Origin of the sequence: Sagittula stellata E-37, assembly GCF_039724765.1 — a bacterium.
GTDB classification, from domain to species: domain Bacteria; phylum Pseudomonadota; class Alphaproteobacteria; order Rhodobacterales; family Rhodobacteraceae; genus Sagittula; species Sagittula stellata.
The window spans coordinates 289,537-305,036 of the sequence record NZ_CP155729.1 but is presented as its reverse complement, the minus strand read 5'-3'; the positions used below and the strand labels follow the sequence as shown (position 1 = coordinate 305,036).

Genomic DNA, 15,500 nt, shown 5'->3' with positions numbered 1-15,500 from the left:
TCAAATGGCAGAAAAGAAAGAAAACCGTCGTGGCCTCGGCCGTGGCTTGTCTGCGTTGATGGCTGACGTGACTCCGGCTCCGGACAGCGCGCCGCAGGAAGGACCCCGCCGTCCGGACCGCCTGCTCCCGATCGAGCAATTGCGCCCGAATCCCGATCAGCCGCGCCGGACCTTCACGCAAGAACATCTGGACGATCTCGCGAACTCCATCCGTACAAAGGGCGTCATCCAGCCTCTCATCGTGCGGCAGGATCCGGACGATCCCAGCATGTATGAGATCGTTGCGGGCGAACGCCGGTGGCGCGCCGCGCAGATGGCACAGCTGCACGAAGTTCCGGTTCTTGTCCGTGACTTCAACGACACCGAAGTGCTCGAAATCGCGATCATCGAGAACATCCAACGCGCCGATCTTAACCCCATGGAAGAGGCGGCTGGCTATCGGCAGTTGATGTTCAAGTTCGGCCACACGCAGGAAAAGTTGGCCGAAGCGCTCGGCAAGAGCCGTTCCCACATCGCCAACCTGATGCGGTTACTGAACTTGCCCGAAAGCGTCCAAGGCATGGTCTCCGAAGGCACTCTAAGCGCCGGTCACGCCCGCGCGCTGATTACGGCTCCCAACCCGGAGGTTCTGGCAAAGACAATTGTGGACAAGGGTCTCTCGGTCCGCGACACGGAAAAGCTCGTCAAATCCGGACCGAACCCGGACAAGCCGCGAAAGCCTTCGACAGACGGCGCATTCCAGATGGAAAAGGACGCTGACACCAAAGCACTTGAAGGCGACCTTTCCGCTGCCCTTGGTATGAAGGTGCAGATCGATCACAAGCCAGGGCAAGAGAAGGGTAGGATTTCTATTTCCTACGACACGCTGGAGCATCTCGATGCGCTCTGCGGGCTGCTAAGCACCTATCGCTAAGGCAGCAGCGACTCGATCACGGAGTTCAAGACCAGACGTCCCCGGGGGGTCGCGACCAACCTCCCGGAGTACACCTCCAAAAGCTGCATCTCTTGTAGATCCTTGATTTGCTTCAGAGTAGCCACATTGCGCGACATCTGGTGTAATCTCGCCAGATCCAGACCCTCCGATAGGCGCAACCCCATCATAAGGTATTCGATCGCCTGATCGTTGCCATCGACGGATGAGCGCAATTCGTCGCCAGACTTCACCTCTTCCACGGCGGTAAGCCATCGGCCCGGCATTCTCCAGGCGACGCTTTCCATCCGCTGCCTGTTCAGATCGAACCGCCCATGCGCGCCGGGTCCGACACCGACCCAGTCGCCATATCGCCAGTAAACGAGGTTATGACGGGATTCCGCATCCGCGCCCGCGTGGTTTGACACTTCATACGCCGGCATGCCGGCACGCGCGCACATCTCCTGCGTCAGTTCGTACATATCGGCGCCCAGGTCGTCGCTCGGCAACCCGCGCAATTTGCCCGCTTGTGAGCGGTCCCAGAAGGCCGTCCCAGGCTCGATTGTCAGTTGGTAAAGGGATAGATGGTCGACAGCCATGTCGAGCGCCTCACCTAATTCCTCTTCCCAACCGGCCAATGTCTGGCCTTGCCGCGCATAGATCAGGTCAAAGCTCACGCGGTCAAAGACCTGACGTGCGATGGCAAAGGCCGCGCGCGCTTCTGTCACGTCATGAAGCCGACCCAGTTTGCGCAAGTCCGGTTCCCGCAAAGACTGTACGCCCAGCGACACACGATTGACGCCCGCCCGCGCGTAGCCCTCGAACCGGGCGGCCTCCACGGAGCGTGGATTGGCTTCAAGCGTGATTTCGATGTTGTTGCCGAAGGTCCAGCCGTCCCGGGCCGCGTCGATCACAGCCGCGACGGTCTCCGGGGCCATTAGCGATGGGGTGCCGCCACCGAAGAATATCGACCCCAGAACCCGCCCCGAAGTCTCTGCCGCCACGCGCCGCACTTCCGAGGCCAGGGCCGCCGCCCAGCGGGTCTGGTCGATCTCCCGCACCACGTGGCTGTTGAAGTCGCAGTAGGGGCATTTGGCCTCGCAAAACGGCCAATGCACGTAAAGCCCAAAGCCCCCCTGCTGCCAGTTCTCAGGCAAAACAGCCGTCGACGAACTTGCGGAACGCATCGGCACGGTGGCTGATCTTGTTCTTTTCCCAGCGATCCATCTCGCCGAAGGTCACATCGTAGCCTTCCGGCTGAAAGATCGGATCGTAGCCATGCCCCTGTTCCCCCCGCATGGGCCAGACCACACGGCCTTCCATCTTGCCGGGAAACACTTCGTCATGACCGTCGGGCCAGGCAAGGACCAGCGTGCAACAGAACCGCGCGATCCAGGGCTCCGGTGCGCCTGATTTCACCAGAAGATCGTGCGACTTGGTCATGGCCATAACGAAGTCGCGGCCCGTCTCGGTTTCCGCCCAGTCCGCCGTATAGACCCCCGGCGCCTTGTCGAGCGCGTCGATCTCGATCCCGGAATCGTCCGACAATGCGGGCAGACCTGTCGCCTTGGCTGCGGCGTGGGCCTTGATCCGCGCGTTCTCGATAAAGGTCGTGCCGTCCTCGACGGGTTCCGGCAGACCCATGCCCGCCGCACCCACGACCTCGACCCCGAACGGTTTCAGAAGATCGGCGATCTCTTCCAGCTTCCCCTGGTTATGGGTCGCAACGAGAAGTTTTTCGCCCTCGAACTTGCGTGTCATTTCACCGCTGCCCGCTGCGCCGCAACCAGTTCCACCACGCCCTTCTCGGCGAGGTCCATCAGTTGCGTCATCTGGTTGCGGGAAAAGACCGAGCCTTCGGCGCTCATCTGGACTTCGATCAGCGCGTTGTCGCCACGCAGGATGAAGTTGCCGTCAACGCCCGCTTCGCTGTCCTCGGGGTAGTCGAGATCCAGCACCGCTTGCCCCGCGTAGATCCCGCAGCTCACGGCCGCGACCTCGGAAATCAGCGGATCCGTGACGATGTCACCGGCCTTCATCAGCTTGTTGACCGCCAGCCGCAAAGCCACCCAGCCGCCGGTGATCGACGCGCAGCGCGTGCCGCCATCCGCCTGGATCACATCGCAGTCCACGGTGATCTGCCGTTCGCCGAGAGCGTTGCGATCGACGCCCGCGCGCAGGGCGCGGCCGATCAGGCGCTGGATCTCGACCGTCCGGCCGCCCTGCTTGCCCATTGCCGCCTCGCGCCGCATCCGGGACGACGTGGAGCGCGGCAGCATGCCGTATTCCGCCGTCACCCAGCCCTGCCCGCTGCCCTTCACGAAGGGCGGCACGCGCTCTTCCAGGGATGCGGTGCAGAGCACATGCGTGTCGCCCATCTTTATGAGGCAAGAGCCCTCTGCGTGCTTCGTTACTCCGGTTTCGATTGAAACCGGGCGCATCTCGCTTAAGTCTCGTCCCGACGGTCGCATGGTCTGTCCTTTCCTGTTTCTCACGGGATAGACAGGGCGCACCCGTAAGCGCAACCCCGATTGACGCGCGTCCGACATGCTCTTTAATGACGAGCAAAGGGGCAAGTATGGCCGAAGCAAACGAAATTCTGTCCGAGCTGAACGACCGATCCCGCGAAGTCTTTCGCCGGGTCGTCGAGGGCTACCTCGAAAGCGGCGAACCCGTCGGGTCGCGCAGCCTAACCCGCATGCTCTCTGAACGTATCTCGGCGGCGACCATTCGCAACGTGATGCAGGACCTCGAATTCCTCGGCCTGCTCGACAGCCCGCACGTGTCCGCAGGCCGCGTGCCCACGCAGCTTGGTCTGCGCATGTTCGTCGACGGCCTTCTGGAAGTGCGCGATCTGGACAACAGCGACCGTGAAAAGCTGGACGCCACGGTTGGACGCAGCGGCGACGTCGGCGGCCTTCTGGACGAAATAGGCTCTGCCCTCTCCGGCGTCACGCGCGGCGCTTCTCTCGTCCTGACCCCGAAACACGAGGCACCGCTGAAACACATCGATTTCGTCTCGCTCGCTCAGGACCGCGCACTGGTGGTCATCGTCTTCGCCGACGGGCACGTGGAAAACCGTGTGTTCACACCGCCGCCGGGTCTGACTCCCTCCGCGATGCGCGAGGCGGCGAATTTCATCAATGCGCTGGCCGAGGGCCGCACACTCTCCGATCTTCGCAAGGTCATGCAGGAAGAGGTCAAGGCCCGCCGCCGGGAAATCGACACGCTCGCTGCAGATCTCATAGACGCGGGCATCGCCATCTGGGACGGCGAGGGGCGCAACTCCGAACGGCTGATCGTGCGCGGTAGGGCGAATCTTCTCGATGAGTCGGCAGAAGAAGAGCTTGACCGAATCCGCAGCCTGTTCGACGACCTCGAACGCAAACGGGATATCGCAGAGTTCCTCGAATTGACCGAAGACGGCGAAGGGGTGCGCATTTTTATCGGGTCAGAGAACAAACTTTTCTCACTTTCGGGTTCCTCTCTGGTGGTGTCTCCATATATGAACGCAGACCGAAAGATCATCGGTGCCGTCGGGGTCATCGGACCCACCCGTCTGAATTACGGGCGCATCGTCCCGATCGTGGATTATACAGCGCAACTGGTCGGCAAGCTGATCACCGACCGGAGCCAGAGGTGAAGAATGGCAGATCCGAAAGAAGAGCAATTCCTCGACGATGTCGAAAGCGCCGAAGCCGAAACATATGCCGGTGCCGAGGAAGAGATTGACGACGAGGCCGCGGAAGTGGACGCCCTCCGCGCGGAACGCGACGATTACAAGGACCGCTTCATGCGCGCCCTGGCTGACGCGGAAAACGCGCGCAAGCGTGCCGCCAAGGACCGGCAGGAAGCACAGGCTTACGGCGGTTCCCGCATCGCACGCGACTTGCTGCCCGTGTACGACAACCTGAACCGCGCCCTGCTTGCGGCGAAGGAAGACGGCTCCAACGCATCGACCGCACTCGTTGAAGGTGTCGAGCTGACGCTGAAAGAGCTGATGAACGTCTTCGATCGTCACGGCATGACCCGCGTGTCGCCAGAAATCGGCGAGCGATTCGACCCGAAACTGCACGAAGCGATGTTCGAAGCCCCGGTGCCGGGCACCTCGGCCGGCGAGATCATCCAGGTTTCTGCCGAGGGCTTCATGCTGCATGACCGTCTCCTGCGCCCCGCGCAGGTCGGTGTCAGCTCCACCCCGGCAAAGTGACGTCTTAAGGTCCTGGCAAGGTGGGTCGGTGACCCACCTTCACCCCTTCATCAGCGCTTTCAGGTCGTAGAGCATCTGAAGCGCTTCCCGCGGCGACATCTCATCCGGGGTGATCGCCGCAAGTTTTTCTTCCACCGCCGAAGGTGTTTCCCGTGAAACAGCGGGCGCCGGTGTCTTCGCCGCGGCGGAGAACAGCGGCAGATCGTCGATCAAGGCCTTGGGCGACGCGCGTTCCCGCTCTCCCTTCTCCAGCGCTTCCAGCACGTCGCGGGCCCGCGTTATGACGGCCTTGGGCAACCCGGCGAGTTGTGCGACCTGGACACCGTAGGACCGGTCGGCGGCACCGTCGTGCACCTCGTGCAAGAAGATCACGTCGCCGTCCCATTCCTTGACCGCCACCGTGGCGTTTTTCACGCCGGGCAGCTTTCCCGCCAGCACGGTAAGTTCATGGTAGTGCGTGGCGAACAGACCGCGCACGCGATTGACTTCATGGAGGTGTTCCAGCGTGGCCCAGGCGATGCTCAGCCCGTCGTAGGTGGCCGTTCCGCGACCGATCTCGTCAAGGATGACCAGCGCGCGATCGTCCGCCTGATTGAGGATTGCGGCTGTTTCCACCATCTCGACCATGAAGGTCGACCTCCCCCGCGCCAGATCGTCGGAGGCCCCGACCCGGCTGAAGATCTGGCTGACCACCCCGATATGCGCCGAACGCGCGGGAACGTATGACCCGATCTGCGCCAGAAGCGCGATCAGCGCATTCTGCCTCAGATAGGTCGATTTGCCGGCCATGTTCGGGCCGGTCAGCAAGCGCACCGAAGCGGCATCGCCTTCTGCGCTCAGGGCGCAGTCGTTGGCGATGAAGGGCTCCCCGGCTTTCTGCAGCGCCGCTTCTACCACCGGATGCCGCCCGGCCTCGATATCGAAGGCACGGCTGTCGTCGACCTTGGGCAGACACCAGTCCCGCTGCCGCGCCAGTTCTGCCAGACCAAGCGCCAAGTCGATTTCCGCCAACGCGAATGCAACCTCGGCCAGCACCCCTGCCCTATCCAGAATCTCATGTCTCAGGGTGTCATAGAGCCGCTTTTCGATTGCGGCCGCTTCAGCTCCGGCGTTCAGGATGCGTGTTTCCAGCTCCGACAGTTCGGTCGTCGTAAAGCGCACCTGGTTGGCGGTCGTCTGGCGATGGATGAACCGGTCGCTGCGGGCGTGCATTTTGTCGGCATGGGTGGCTGTCACCTCGATGAAGTAACCCAGCACGTTGTTGTGCTTGATCTTGAGCGAACTGATCCCGGTCTCTTCGGCATACTCCCCCTGCATCCGTGCGATGACGCCACGGCCCTCGTCCCGCAGGGTACGGGCCTGGTCCAGCGCTTCGTCGTACCCCTGCGCGACAAAGCCGCCATCGGACACGCGCAGTGGCGGCTCTACAATCAGGGCCGCGTCCAGCACCTCCAACAGGGCATCGTGCCCCGACAATGCGTCTCTGCTCCGCCGCAAAAGGGCCGGCAGCTCCACACCGTCCAGCCGTTCACAGATCGTCTGCGCCTGGGTCAGGGCGCTGCGCACCGCCGTCAGGTCGCGCGGGCCGCCCCGGTCCAGACCTAGCCGAGACAGGGCGCGCTCGACGTCCGGGACACGACGCAGCAGCTCCCGCAGCGCGTCCGAGAACGACCCCTCGACGCCCCAACGCACCGCATCCAGCCGCTCTTCGATCACTGCCAGGTCGCGAGAGGGAGAAGACACCCGCCGCTCCAGCAGTCGCGCGCCGCCCGATGTCACGGTCCGGTCAATCGCCGCCAGCAGCGATCCTGACCGGCCGCCGGACATGGCAGAGGTCAGTTCAAGGTTCCGGCGCGTCGCTGCGTCGATCTGCATCAGCCGCGCGCCAGCCTCCTGCCGGGGCGTCTGAAGCAGCGGCAGCTGCCCCTTCTGGGTGATGTCCAGATAATCGACAAGGGCGCCCATCCCCGAGAGTTCCGCCCGCGAAAACGACCCGAACCCTGCCAAGGTCTGTACGGCGAAGGTGCTGCACAGGCGTTGCTCGGCGGCGCCGGAGTCGAACGATGCCGCCCCCAGAACCGTTGCCTCGATCCCCAGATCGCCCAGCACGTCGCGCAGCGTCTCGTCGACCTTTTCGGACACCAGGACTTCGGACGGGGCCAGACGTGCCAGTTCCGCGCCGATGCGGGCCTGTCCCAGCGGCATCACGTGAAACGCGCCGGTCGAAATGTCGGTCCACGCCAGCGCCCATTCGTCTCTGACATTGCCCAATGCGCAGAGGAAATTGTGCCGACGCGCCTCCAGCAGCGTGTCCTCGGTCAGCGTGCCGGGTGTCACCAGCCGCACGACGTCGCGTTTCACGACTGCCTTGTAGCCGCGTTTCTTCGCCTCTTCGGGGCTTTCCAGTTGCTCGCCGACGGCGACCCGGAATCCCTTGCGGATCAGCGTCAGCAGGTAGCCCTCTGCCGCGTGCACCGGGACCCCGCACATCGGGATATCGTCGCCGTCGTGCTTGCCGCGTTTCGTCAGGGCGATGTCCAACGCTTCCGAGGCCGCCACGGCGTCGTCGAAGAACATCTCGTAGAAGTCACCCATCCGGTAGAACAGCAGCGCATCAGGGTACTGCGCCTTGATCTCCAGGTATTGTGCCATCATCGGTGTGACGTTGGACATGGGCCTTTCCTTCCGCTTGGTCCGAAGCCGTATATCAGTCCGGTCGCGCTGTGAAAGGGCCGGTTCGGGCACAGGCGGGACACTGTCGCCACAATGGTCGCGCTAGCACCTGAAATGGTCGCGCTAGCAGCGCCCTTGACCCATTGTTGCCTGATCAATCCAAGGGTAATGAATCCGGACACCAAAACGGGGAGGCCGGTCCATGGCAAAAGTGAAGTTCACCCGCGAAGAGGCGCTTGCCTTCCATCTGGAACCCACGCCCGGCAAGTGGGAGGTGCAGGCCACGGTTCCGATGACCACGCAGCGCGATCTGTCGCTTGCTTACTCACCCGGCGTGGCGATCCCCTGCGAAGACATCGCCGAGAACCCGGAACTGGCCTACGACTACACCAACAAGGGCAACCTCGTCGCGGTGATCTCGAACGGGACGGCTGTGCTGGGTCTCGGAAATCTCGGCGCGCTCGGCTCTAAACCGGTGATGGAGGGCAAGTCGGTTCTCTTCAAGCGGTTCGCCGACGTGAACTCCATCGATATCGAGCTGGACACCGAGGACCCTGAAGAAATCATCAAGGCCGTGCGTCTGATGGGACCGACCTTCGGGGGCATCAACCTGGAAGACATCAAGGCGCCGGAGTGTTTCATCATCGAGCAGACGCTCAAGGAGCAGATGGACATCCCCGTCTTCCACGACGATCAGCACGGCACTGCCGTGATCTGTGCTGCGGGCCTCATCAACGCCCTGCACCTGTCCGGAAAGAAGATCGAGGACGTGCGTATTGTCCTGAACGGTGCGGGTGCGGCGGGGATCGCCTGCCTCGAACTGCTCAAGTCCATGGGGGCCAAGCACGAAAACTGCATCATGTGTGACACGAAGGGCGTGATCTACCAGGGCCGCACCGAGGGCATGAACCAGTGGAAATCGGCCCACGCGGTCAAGACCGAACTGCGCACGCTCGAAGACGCGATGAAGGGGGCCGACGTCTTCCTCGGCGTGTCTGCCAAAGGTGCCGTCACGCAGCAGATGGTCATGGACATGGCCGACGACCCGGTGATCTTCGCCATGGCGAACCCCGATCCGGAAATCACGCCGGAGGAGGCCCACGAGGTCCGTGCCGACGCCATCGTGGCCACCGGCCGTTCGGACTATCCCAACCAGGTGAACAACGTCCTGGGTTTCCCCTACCTCTTCCGCGGGGCGCTGGACATCCACGCCCGCGCGATCAATGACGAGATGAAGATCGCCTGTGCCGAAGCGCTTGCCGCCCTCGCGCGTGAGGATGTGCCGGACGAGGTAGGCCTCGCCTATGGCAAGACGCTTTCCTTCGGGCGTGACTACATCATCCCGACGCCCTTCGACCCGCGCCTGATTCATCGCATTCCGCCCGCCGTGGCGCGCGCGGGCATGGACACCGGTGCAGCCCGTCGCCCGATCGTCGACATGGGCGCCTATACGGAACGGCTGAAGGCACGGATGGACCCGACCACACCGATCCTGCGGTCGATCAACAACCGGGCGCGTGCGGCGCAGGCCCGCATGATCTTTGCCGAGGGCGACGATCCCCGCGTGTTGCGTGCCGCGGTGCTGTACCAGCGCAATGGCTTCGGCAAGGCGCTGGTCGTGGGCCGAGAGGCGGACGTGAAACAGAAGCTGGAAGAAGCGGGCCTTGCTGACGCGGTGCGGGAACTCGAAGTGGTGAACGCCGCCAACAGCCGCCATCTCCAAACCTACAAGGATTTCCTTTACGAGCGCCTGCAGCGCCGGGGCATGGACCGTCAGGACGTTCACCGGCTTGCCGCGCGCGACCGCCACGTCTTTGGTGCGCTGATGCTGGCCCATGGTCACGGCGACGGGCTGGTCACGGGCGCGACACGCAAGTCGGCCCACGTGCTCCAGCTGATCAACCACGTCATCGACGCCGACGCCAAGCACGGCGCCGCCGGAGTCACCGCGATCCTGCACAAGGGGCGGATCGTGATGATCTCCGACACGCTGGTGCACGAATGGCCGAACGAAGAGGATCTCGCCACCATCGCCGAGCGTGCCGCCGACGTGGCGCGCCACCTGGGTCTTGAACCGCGTGTCGCCTTCGTCAGCTTTTCGACCTTCGGATACCCGGTGTCGGAACGGGCCGAGAAGATGCACCTCGCGCCGCAGGTTCTCGACCAGCGTGGCGTGTCCTTCGAATACGAGGGTGAGATGACGGTCGACGTGGCGCTGAACCCGAAGGCCCAAGAGTCCTACCCGTTCCAGCGTCTGACCGGACCGGCGAACATCCTCGTCGTTCCGGCGCGGCACTCGGCGTCCATCTCGACCAAGCTGATGCAGGAACTGGCGGGCGCGACGATCATCGGTCCGATCCTTGCAGGCGTCGATCACTCGATCCAGATCTGTTCGTCGGCGTCCACCGCGAATGACATTCTGAACATGGCCGTGCTTGCGGCCTGCAAGGTCGGCTGACCACAGGTTGACCATGCGTTGGCCACTGGGGCCAAGCGGTTGGCGCGGGACAGTCCCGCGCCGCCGGTCCCTATTCCTCGGTCACGCGGGTGACGGTGCCGTCCTCCGCGTGGGTGACGGCGACGGTCATGACGTTCGGGCCGCCCTCGTGCAGGATCTTCACTTCGTAGACGTCGGTGCTGATCTGACGAATGCCGCCGATCCCGCCACCGCCGGTGCGTTTGTAGGTATCGGTGAGATGGGCGAGAATGGCCTCGTAGGCGCAGATCGAATGGGCAAGAGGTGACATGCAGGTGGTATCCTGTTCAGAAAGGGCTGGAGTGGTGAACGCGGCGACGGCCACGGCGCTCAGGAAAAGACGGATCGGTTTCATCTCTATCGCCTCGTGATCAGGGCACCCGCCGCCAGTTCTTCCTTGGTCCGCGGATAGTGTCGTTTCATCTTCGCCGGCCACTGGGCGCCCATGGCGATGAAGCCGACTTTCAGCTTCTCCCATTGTGCCGCTACCTTGTCGGTCCGGTGTTTAACCGCGACGTTGACCATGGCATCCTGCCATGGCTTCGCGTGTTCGGTCCGCAGCTTCATGCCCGACCCCATGACCGAATTCATGTCATGGTCCGTCGTGCCGTAACAGGCCTGTGCATTGGTATTGCCGTTGGCCGGGCACGCGGCGGTGCCTTCGGCGACATGGCCAAGACCCATCAGGTGTCCGACTTCGTGCACATGGGCGCGTTGCATCACCGGCTTGTTGTTGCTGTCCGTGCCCTTTTGCACCGACTTGATATCGTTGCTGTCATATAGGGTGGAGTGGGACCCGAACCAGTTCTCGTTCGGATCCAGCCGCACGACCTCGATCTCGTGGTGGTTGGTGCCGCCACCGGTCGAGTCGCTGCACTTCAGGTTGAACCGGCAATAGACGTTCGGATACCAGACCTTTCCCTTGTCCTCGAAGGCAAAGAACCCGCCAGTATTGATCAGCCAGAACTTCTTGGACCAGAAACGCTCCACCTCGCGCTCGAACGTGCGTTTCCACTGCGACCAGGACGGGTCGGTCCACTTGACGATGTTGCGCGTAGGCTCTGTCGCGTCGCCGTAATCGTGATACGTGCCGTTGGCCGCACCACCTGACGGGTTGATCTGCTTGAAGCCCAGCCTGAGCGTCAGGGTGAGCTCTGCGTTGTTTCGATGGTCACATGGCTTCGTGTTGAATTCAGCGTCAAAGCGCTGCATTTTGATAATCATAATGGCATCCGATCAAAAATGTCTTCCGTCCGCAGGATCGCAGGGCATCGGATCATCGCCAAGGACATAATTTTTTCAGATGGGCAAATGACGATCTTTAATCTCGGGTCCGTGAATGCGGACCTCTTCTATCGCCTTCCCCACCTTCCCGCCGCCGGAGAGACTCTGGCCGCCGCCGGTTTCACCCGCGGTCTGGGCGGCAAGGGCGCGAACATGTCCGTCGCCGCGGCCCGCGCGGGCGCACATTGCCTGCACATCGGGGCCGTCGGTGCAGATGGGGCGTGGGCGGTCGAACGGCTGACCGAATATGGCGTCGACACCCGCCAGTTGCGCGAGGTCGAAGAACCCACCGGCCATGCCATCGTCCTGCTGGATGCCGAGGGCGAAAACAGCATCGTCATTTTCCCCGGTGCGAATCATGCCTTGTCAGAGACACATATTGCCGAGGCGATGGGCAGCGCGACCTCGAACGACATCTTCCTCTTCCAGAACGAGACGAATGCCCAACGGCAAGCCGCCGAACAGGCCTCCCGCCTCGGGATGAAGGTGGCCTACGCCGCCGCCCCCTTCTCGGCCGAGGCGACTCTGGCGGTTCTGCCGCTGCTGGACGTTCTGATCCTGAACGCGGTAGAGGCGCAGCAGCTGGAACAGGCCACGGGCCGTGCTGCAGAGAGCCTGCCGGTCCGCGATGTCGTCATCACGCTGGGGGGCGACGGATGCCGCTGGCACAACACCGACGCCGGTTCGGTCCGTGACCTGTCCGCGCCAAAGGTCACGCCGGTCGACACGACGGGTGCAGGCGACACCTTCACGGGCTATCTGCTGGCCGGTCTCGACCGGGGCATGCCGATGGAGCAGGCGATCGGGCTGGCACAGAAGGCCGGGGCTCTGATGGTTACGCGCTACGGCACCGCCGACGTGATCCCGGACCTGAAAGAGGTCCAGGAGGCGTTTTCCTGACCTTCGTCAGTTCACAAAGGGCGCGGCGTCTCCCCAAAGCTGCTTGACGCGCTGATCGCGGCCGCAGGCGTCTCGATACCGCTTGTAGGCGTCCTTCTGCTTGATCGGACCGAAGCGCGTCAACGTCCGGCTGTCGCCCTTGTAGTAGTTCTGATGGTAGTCCTCCGCCTTGTAGAACGGTCCCGCGCTCAAGATCGGTGTGACGATCTTCTTGCCAAGCGCCTTTTCGGCCTCGGCCTTCGCAGCCTCGGCTGCCTGCTTCTGGGCGGCATTAGTGACGAATATCGCGGTCCGGTAGCTTTCGCCACGATCGCAGAACTGGCCACCGGCGTCGGTCGGATCGACTGAGCGGAAGAACAGATCGTAGAGCTGGCGGGCCGTCACCTCGCCTTCATCATAGTTGATGCGCACCGCCTCGTAATGTCCGGTGCCCCCGCGCGAAACCTGTTTGTAGGTCGGGTTCTTCGTCGAACCGCCGGTGTAGCCGGACACCACCTCGTCGACGCCCCTGACCTTCTCGAAATCCGCCTCCACACACCAGAAGCAGCCGCCCGCGACAAACAATTCCGCCGCTTCTGCGCGCTGCCCCTGCACCGCTAGCCCCGCGATCAGCGCGGCGACTGTCGTCAATATCCTGATCGTATTCATGTCGGGTCTCCTTCTGGCCCTACCCTGCGCGCGCCCTCCCCGGTCTGGCAACTGCCGCGAGGTCCGTTCACCGCATGGTGAGCCCGTTGTGAACGATTTTCCCGAAAGTTCGAAACTCCTTCGCAGGTTGCAACGTGACTGCTGATGTTCAACGCGGGACCAGGCCCGCCAAATCCAAATGATCGGGAGATTAAGTAATGAAAATTCAAGCACTTGCCGCAGCACTTGCCGTCACCGCAACGACCGCTTTCGCAGCGAGCCACTCGATGGCGCCGATGGTCGAAGCGGCGGACCAGGACGTCTCCAACGGTGTCGTCTCTGCGACCAAGGTCGTCGCACCGGCCAACGGCTGGATGGTCGTGCACCGCACCGACGCCGAAATGAAGCCGGGCCCGGTCGTCGGCTACGCGCCGCTCCGCATGGGCGAGAACATGGACGTCGCCGCGATCCTTCAGGAAGAAGTCGCCTCCGGTGACATGCTGATGCTGATGGTGCACTCCGAAGACGGTGGCATGAGCACCGGTGTCTTCGAGTACACGCTTGGCGCCACCGAGGACGGCCCGATCAAGCCGGACGGCAACCTCGTGATGACGACCATCACTGCGCAATAATTGCCCTACGACAAAAGACCCCGGCGAACAGTTTCGCCGGGGTCGTTTCCTACAGGAAAAGTCTCTGTTTCAGCCCAGAAGCTGGCCAAGCTTCAACGCCAGCGCCATATCGCCGGACACGCGGATCTTGCCCATGGCGAAGCCGGTCATCGGGTTCATCCTGCCCTGGATCAGCTTTCTCAGGTTGTCCGCCGTCATGTGGATCGTGCACTGCGCGGGCCGGTCTTCCAGCACCGCTTGCCCGTCCTGAAGCGTGATCGACCCGTCCTGACCACAGTCGAACTTTATCACCTCGTCCAGCGGGCGCTTGTCCAGCCCCCGCTGCATCGTGTCGCGAATGTCTGTCAGGCTCATGCTGTCTCCCTCGTGCCCGGCGACTGTGCCCGGGCACGAGGTCTGCGCAAGAGTGACGTTGCGGATCAGCCCAGGCGACGCTTCCGCGCGGCCAGCAGACGCAGACGCAGCGCGTTGAGCTGTATGAAGCCCGCGGCGTCCTTCTGGTCGTAGGCGCCGGCGTCGTCCTCGAACGTCACATGCGCTTCGGAATAAAGCGACGCGTCCGACCAGCGACCGACGGTGCGGACCGAACCCTTGTAGAGCTTCAGCCGAACGGTGCCGGACACCAGTTCCTGCGACTTGTCGATGGCGGCCTGCAGCATCTCGCGCTCGGGCGAGAACCAGAACCCGTTGTAGATCAGCTCCGCGTAGCGCGGCATAAGGCTGTCCTTCAGGTGGCCCGCGCCGCTGTCGAGCGTGATCTGCTCGATCCCGCGGTGCGCTTCCAGAAGGATCGTGCCGCCGGGCGTCTCGTAAATGCCGCGGGACTTCATGCCGACGAAACGGTTCTCGACAAAGTCGAGGCGACCCACGCCGTGCTTGCGGCCATATTCGTTGAGCTGCGTCAGGATCGTTGCCGGGCTCATCGCCTCGCCGTTGATCGCGACCGCGTCGCCCTTTTCGAAAGTGATCTCGATGACCTCGGGCGTGTCGGGCGCGTCCTCCGGGTTCACCGTGCGCTGATAGACGTAATCCGGGGCGTTCTCGGCGGGATCCTCCAGCACCTTGCCCTCGGACGAGGTGTGCAGCAGGTTCGCGTCCACGCTGAACGGCGCCTCGCCCCGCTTGTCCTTGGCGATCGGGATCTGGTTTTCCTCGGCAAAGGTCAGAAGCGAGGTGCGCGAGTTCAGGTTCCATTCCCGCCAGGGCGCGATGCACTTGATGTCGGGGTTCAGCGCGGCGGCAGAGAGTTCGAACCGCACCTGGTCGTTGCCCTTTCCGGTGGCGCCGTGGGCGATGGCATCGGCGCCGGTTTCCTCGGCGATCTCCACCAGCCGCTTGGAAATCAGCGGACGGGCGATGGACGTGCCCAACAGGTACAGACCCTCGTACACGGCGTTGGCACGGAACATCGGGAAGACGAAATCGCGCACGAATTCCTCGCGGACGTCTTCGATGTAGATGTTCTCGGGCTTGATCCCCAGCAGCTCCGCCTTCTTGCGCGCCGGTTCCAGCTCCTCTCCCTGGCCGAGATCGGCGGTAAAGGTCACCACCTCGCAGCCGTATTCCGTCTGCAGCCATTTCAGGATGATGGAAGTGTCGAGGCCGCCGGAATAGGCCAGCACGACTTTTTTGGGCGCGTTCATGTGGAGGATCCTCATCGCAGATTTGGCGCGGTGCGTAACGGGTTTTTAACGCATGGGCAAGGTGAACGCGGGCCGGGGCCGTGGCCTGAGGGGGCACGGGTCTTGACACCCGTGCCCCCTGCGCCTTCCTTCTGCACCATCCGTC

At 63.1% G+C, this 15,500-nt stretch carries 15 protein-coding genes; 6 read left to right on the top strand and 9 right to left on the bottom strand.

The genetic code is table 11. From position 1 onward, the window contains the following. Positions 1–4: 4 nt before the first annotated feature. The gene (locus tag ABFK29_RS01510) at positions 5–913 is read left to right on the top strand and encodes a ParB/RepB/Spo0J family partition protein (RefSeq protein ID WP_040604481.1); all 909 of its coding nucleotides are present in this window, start codon (positions 5–7) and stop codon (positions 911–913) included. Here the strand turns inward: ABFK29_RS01510 and hemW are convergent. Genes hemW through rph form a run of 3 tightly spaced genes read right to left on the bottom strand, consistent with a single transcriptional unit; the run spans position 910 to position 3,381 of the window. After that, complete coding sequence (gene hemW / locus ABFK29_RS01505) at positions 910–2,067, bottom strand: radical SAM family heme chaperone HemW (protein WP_005858478.1); 1,158 nt, start codon at positions 2,065–2,067, stop codon at positions 910–912. The two genes, ABFK29_RS01510 and hemW, sit on opposite strands and share 4 nt — an antisense overlap. Continuing rightward, entirely contained in the window at positions 2,060–2,671 is a 612-nt protein-coding gene (rdgB, locus tag ABFK29_RS01500) for an RdgB/HAM1 family non-canonical purine NTP pyrophosphatase (RefSeq protein WP_005858476.1), read from the bottom strand. The genes hemW and rdgB overlap by 8 nt, the downstream gene beginning before the upstream one ends. After that, positions 2,668–3,381 carry a ribonuclease PH gene (gene rph, locus ABFK29_RS01495; protein WP_040604480.1) on the bottom strand — a complete coding sequence of 238 codons (714 nt, stop codon included), beginning with the start codon at positions 3,379–3,381 and terminating at the stop codon, positions 2,668–2,670. The genes rdgB and rph overlap by 4 nt, the downstream gene beginning before the upstream one ends. Positions 3,382–3,488: 107 nt before the next feature. Between rph and hrcA the strand changes: the two genes are divergently transcribed. Both hrcA and ABFK29_RS01485 read left to right on the top strand, forming a co-directional pair. Further along, the gene (gene hrcA / locus ABFK29_RS01490) at positions 3,489–4,553 is read left to right on the top strand and encodes a heat-inducible transcriptional repressor HrcA (protein WP_005858472.1); all 1,065 of its coding nucleotides are present in this window, start codon (positions 3,489–3,491) and stop codon (positions 4,551–4,553) included. Positions 4,554–4,556: 3 nt separating this feature from the next. Beyond that, positions 4,557–5,120 (top strand): nucleotide exchange factor GrpE, encoded by a 564-nt coding sequence (locus tag ABFK29_RS01485; protein WP_005858470.1) that lies wholly within the window; start codon positions 4,557–4,559, stop codon positions 5,118–5,120. Positions 5,121–5,159: 39 nt separating this feature from the next. On the opposite strand, the gene mutS is transcribed toward ABFK29_RS01485, so the two are convergent. After that, positions 5,160–7,793 carry a DNA mismatch repair protein MutS gene (gene mutS / locus ABFK29_RS01480; protein ID WP_005858468.1) on the bottom strand — a complete coding sequence of 878 codons (2,634 nt, stop codon included), beginning with the start codon at positions 7,791–7,793 and terminating at the stop codon, positions 5,160–5,162. Positions 7,794–7,995: 202 nt separating this feature from the next. Between mutS and ABFK29_RS01475 the strand changes: the two genes are divergently transcribed. Then, entirely contained in the window at positions 7,996–10,251 is a 2,256-nt protein-coding gene (locus tag ABFK29_RS01475; protein ID WP_005858466.1) for an NADP-dependent malic enzyme, read from the top strand. 70 nt (positions 10,252–10,321) lie between these two features. Here ABFK29_RS01475 and ABFK29_RS01470 read toward each other — a convergent pair whose 3' ends face one another. Beyond that, on the bottom strand, positions 10,322–10,624 hold the full coding sequence (locus ABFK29_RS01470; protein ID WP_005858464.1) for a hypothetical protein: 303 nt from the start codon (positions 10,622–10,624) through the stop codon (positions 10,322–10,324). Positions 10,625–10,626: 2 nt separating this feature from the next. Continuing rightward, the gene (locus tag ABFK29_RS01465; RefSeq protein ID WP_005858462.1) at positions 10,627–11,493 is read right to left on the bottom strand and encodes a hypothetical protein; all 867 of its coding nucleotides are present in this window, start codon (positions 11,491–11,493) and stop codon (positions 10,627–10,629) included. An 87-nt stretch (positions 11,494–11,580) separates the two neighbouring features. Here ABFK29_RS01465 and ABFK29_RS01460 point away from each other — a divergent pair, with 87 nt between their 5' ends. Then, positions 11,581–12,453 (top strand): ribokinase, encoded by an 873-nt coding sequence (locus ABFK29_RS01460; RefSeq protein WP_040604479.1) that lies wholly within the window; start codon positions 11,581–11,583, stop codon positions 12,451–12,453. Positions 12,454–12,459: 6 nt separating this feature from the next. Here ABFK29_RS01460 and msrA read toward each other — a convergent pair whose 3' ends face one another. After that, a complete protein-coding gene (gene msrA / locus ABFK29_RS01455) occupies positions 12,460–13,101 on the bottom strand; it encodes a peptide-methionine (S)-S-oxide reductase MsrA (RefSeq protein ID WP_005858458.1) in 642 nt (213 codons plus the stop codon). Positions 13,102–13,298: 197 nt separating this feature from the next. On the opposite strand from msrA, the gene ABFK29_RS01450 reads away from it, so the two are divergent. Then, positions 13,299–13,712 carry a DUF7282 domain-containing protein gene (locus ABFK29_RS01450; protein WP_040604478.1) on the top strand — a complete coding sequence of 138 codons (414 nt, stop codon included), beginning with the start codon at positions 13,299–13,301 and terminating at the stop codon, positions 13,710–13,712. 69 nt (positions 13,713–13,781) lie between these two features. Here the strand turns inward: ABFK29_RS01450 and ABFK29_RS01445 are convergent, their stop codons facing one another. Both ABFK29_RS01445 and ABFK29_RS01440 read right to left on the bottom strand, forming a co-directional pair. Beyond that, the gene (locus ABFK29_RS01445; RefSeq protein ID WP_005858454.1) at positions 13,782–14,066 is read right to left on the bottom strand and encodes an SCP2 sterol-binding domain-containing protein; all 285 of its coding nucleotides are present in this window, start codon (positions 14,064–14,066) and stop codon (positions 13,782–13,784) included. Between the two features lie 65 nt (positions 14,067–14,131). Next, on the bottom strand, positions 14,132–15,355 hold the full coding sequence (locus ABFK29_RS01440) for an argininosuccinate synthase (RefSeq protein ID WP_040604477.1): 1,224 nt from the start codon (positions 15,353–15,355) through the stop codon (positions 14,132–14,134). Positions 15,356–15,500: the final 145 nt, after the last annotated feature.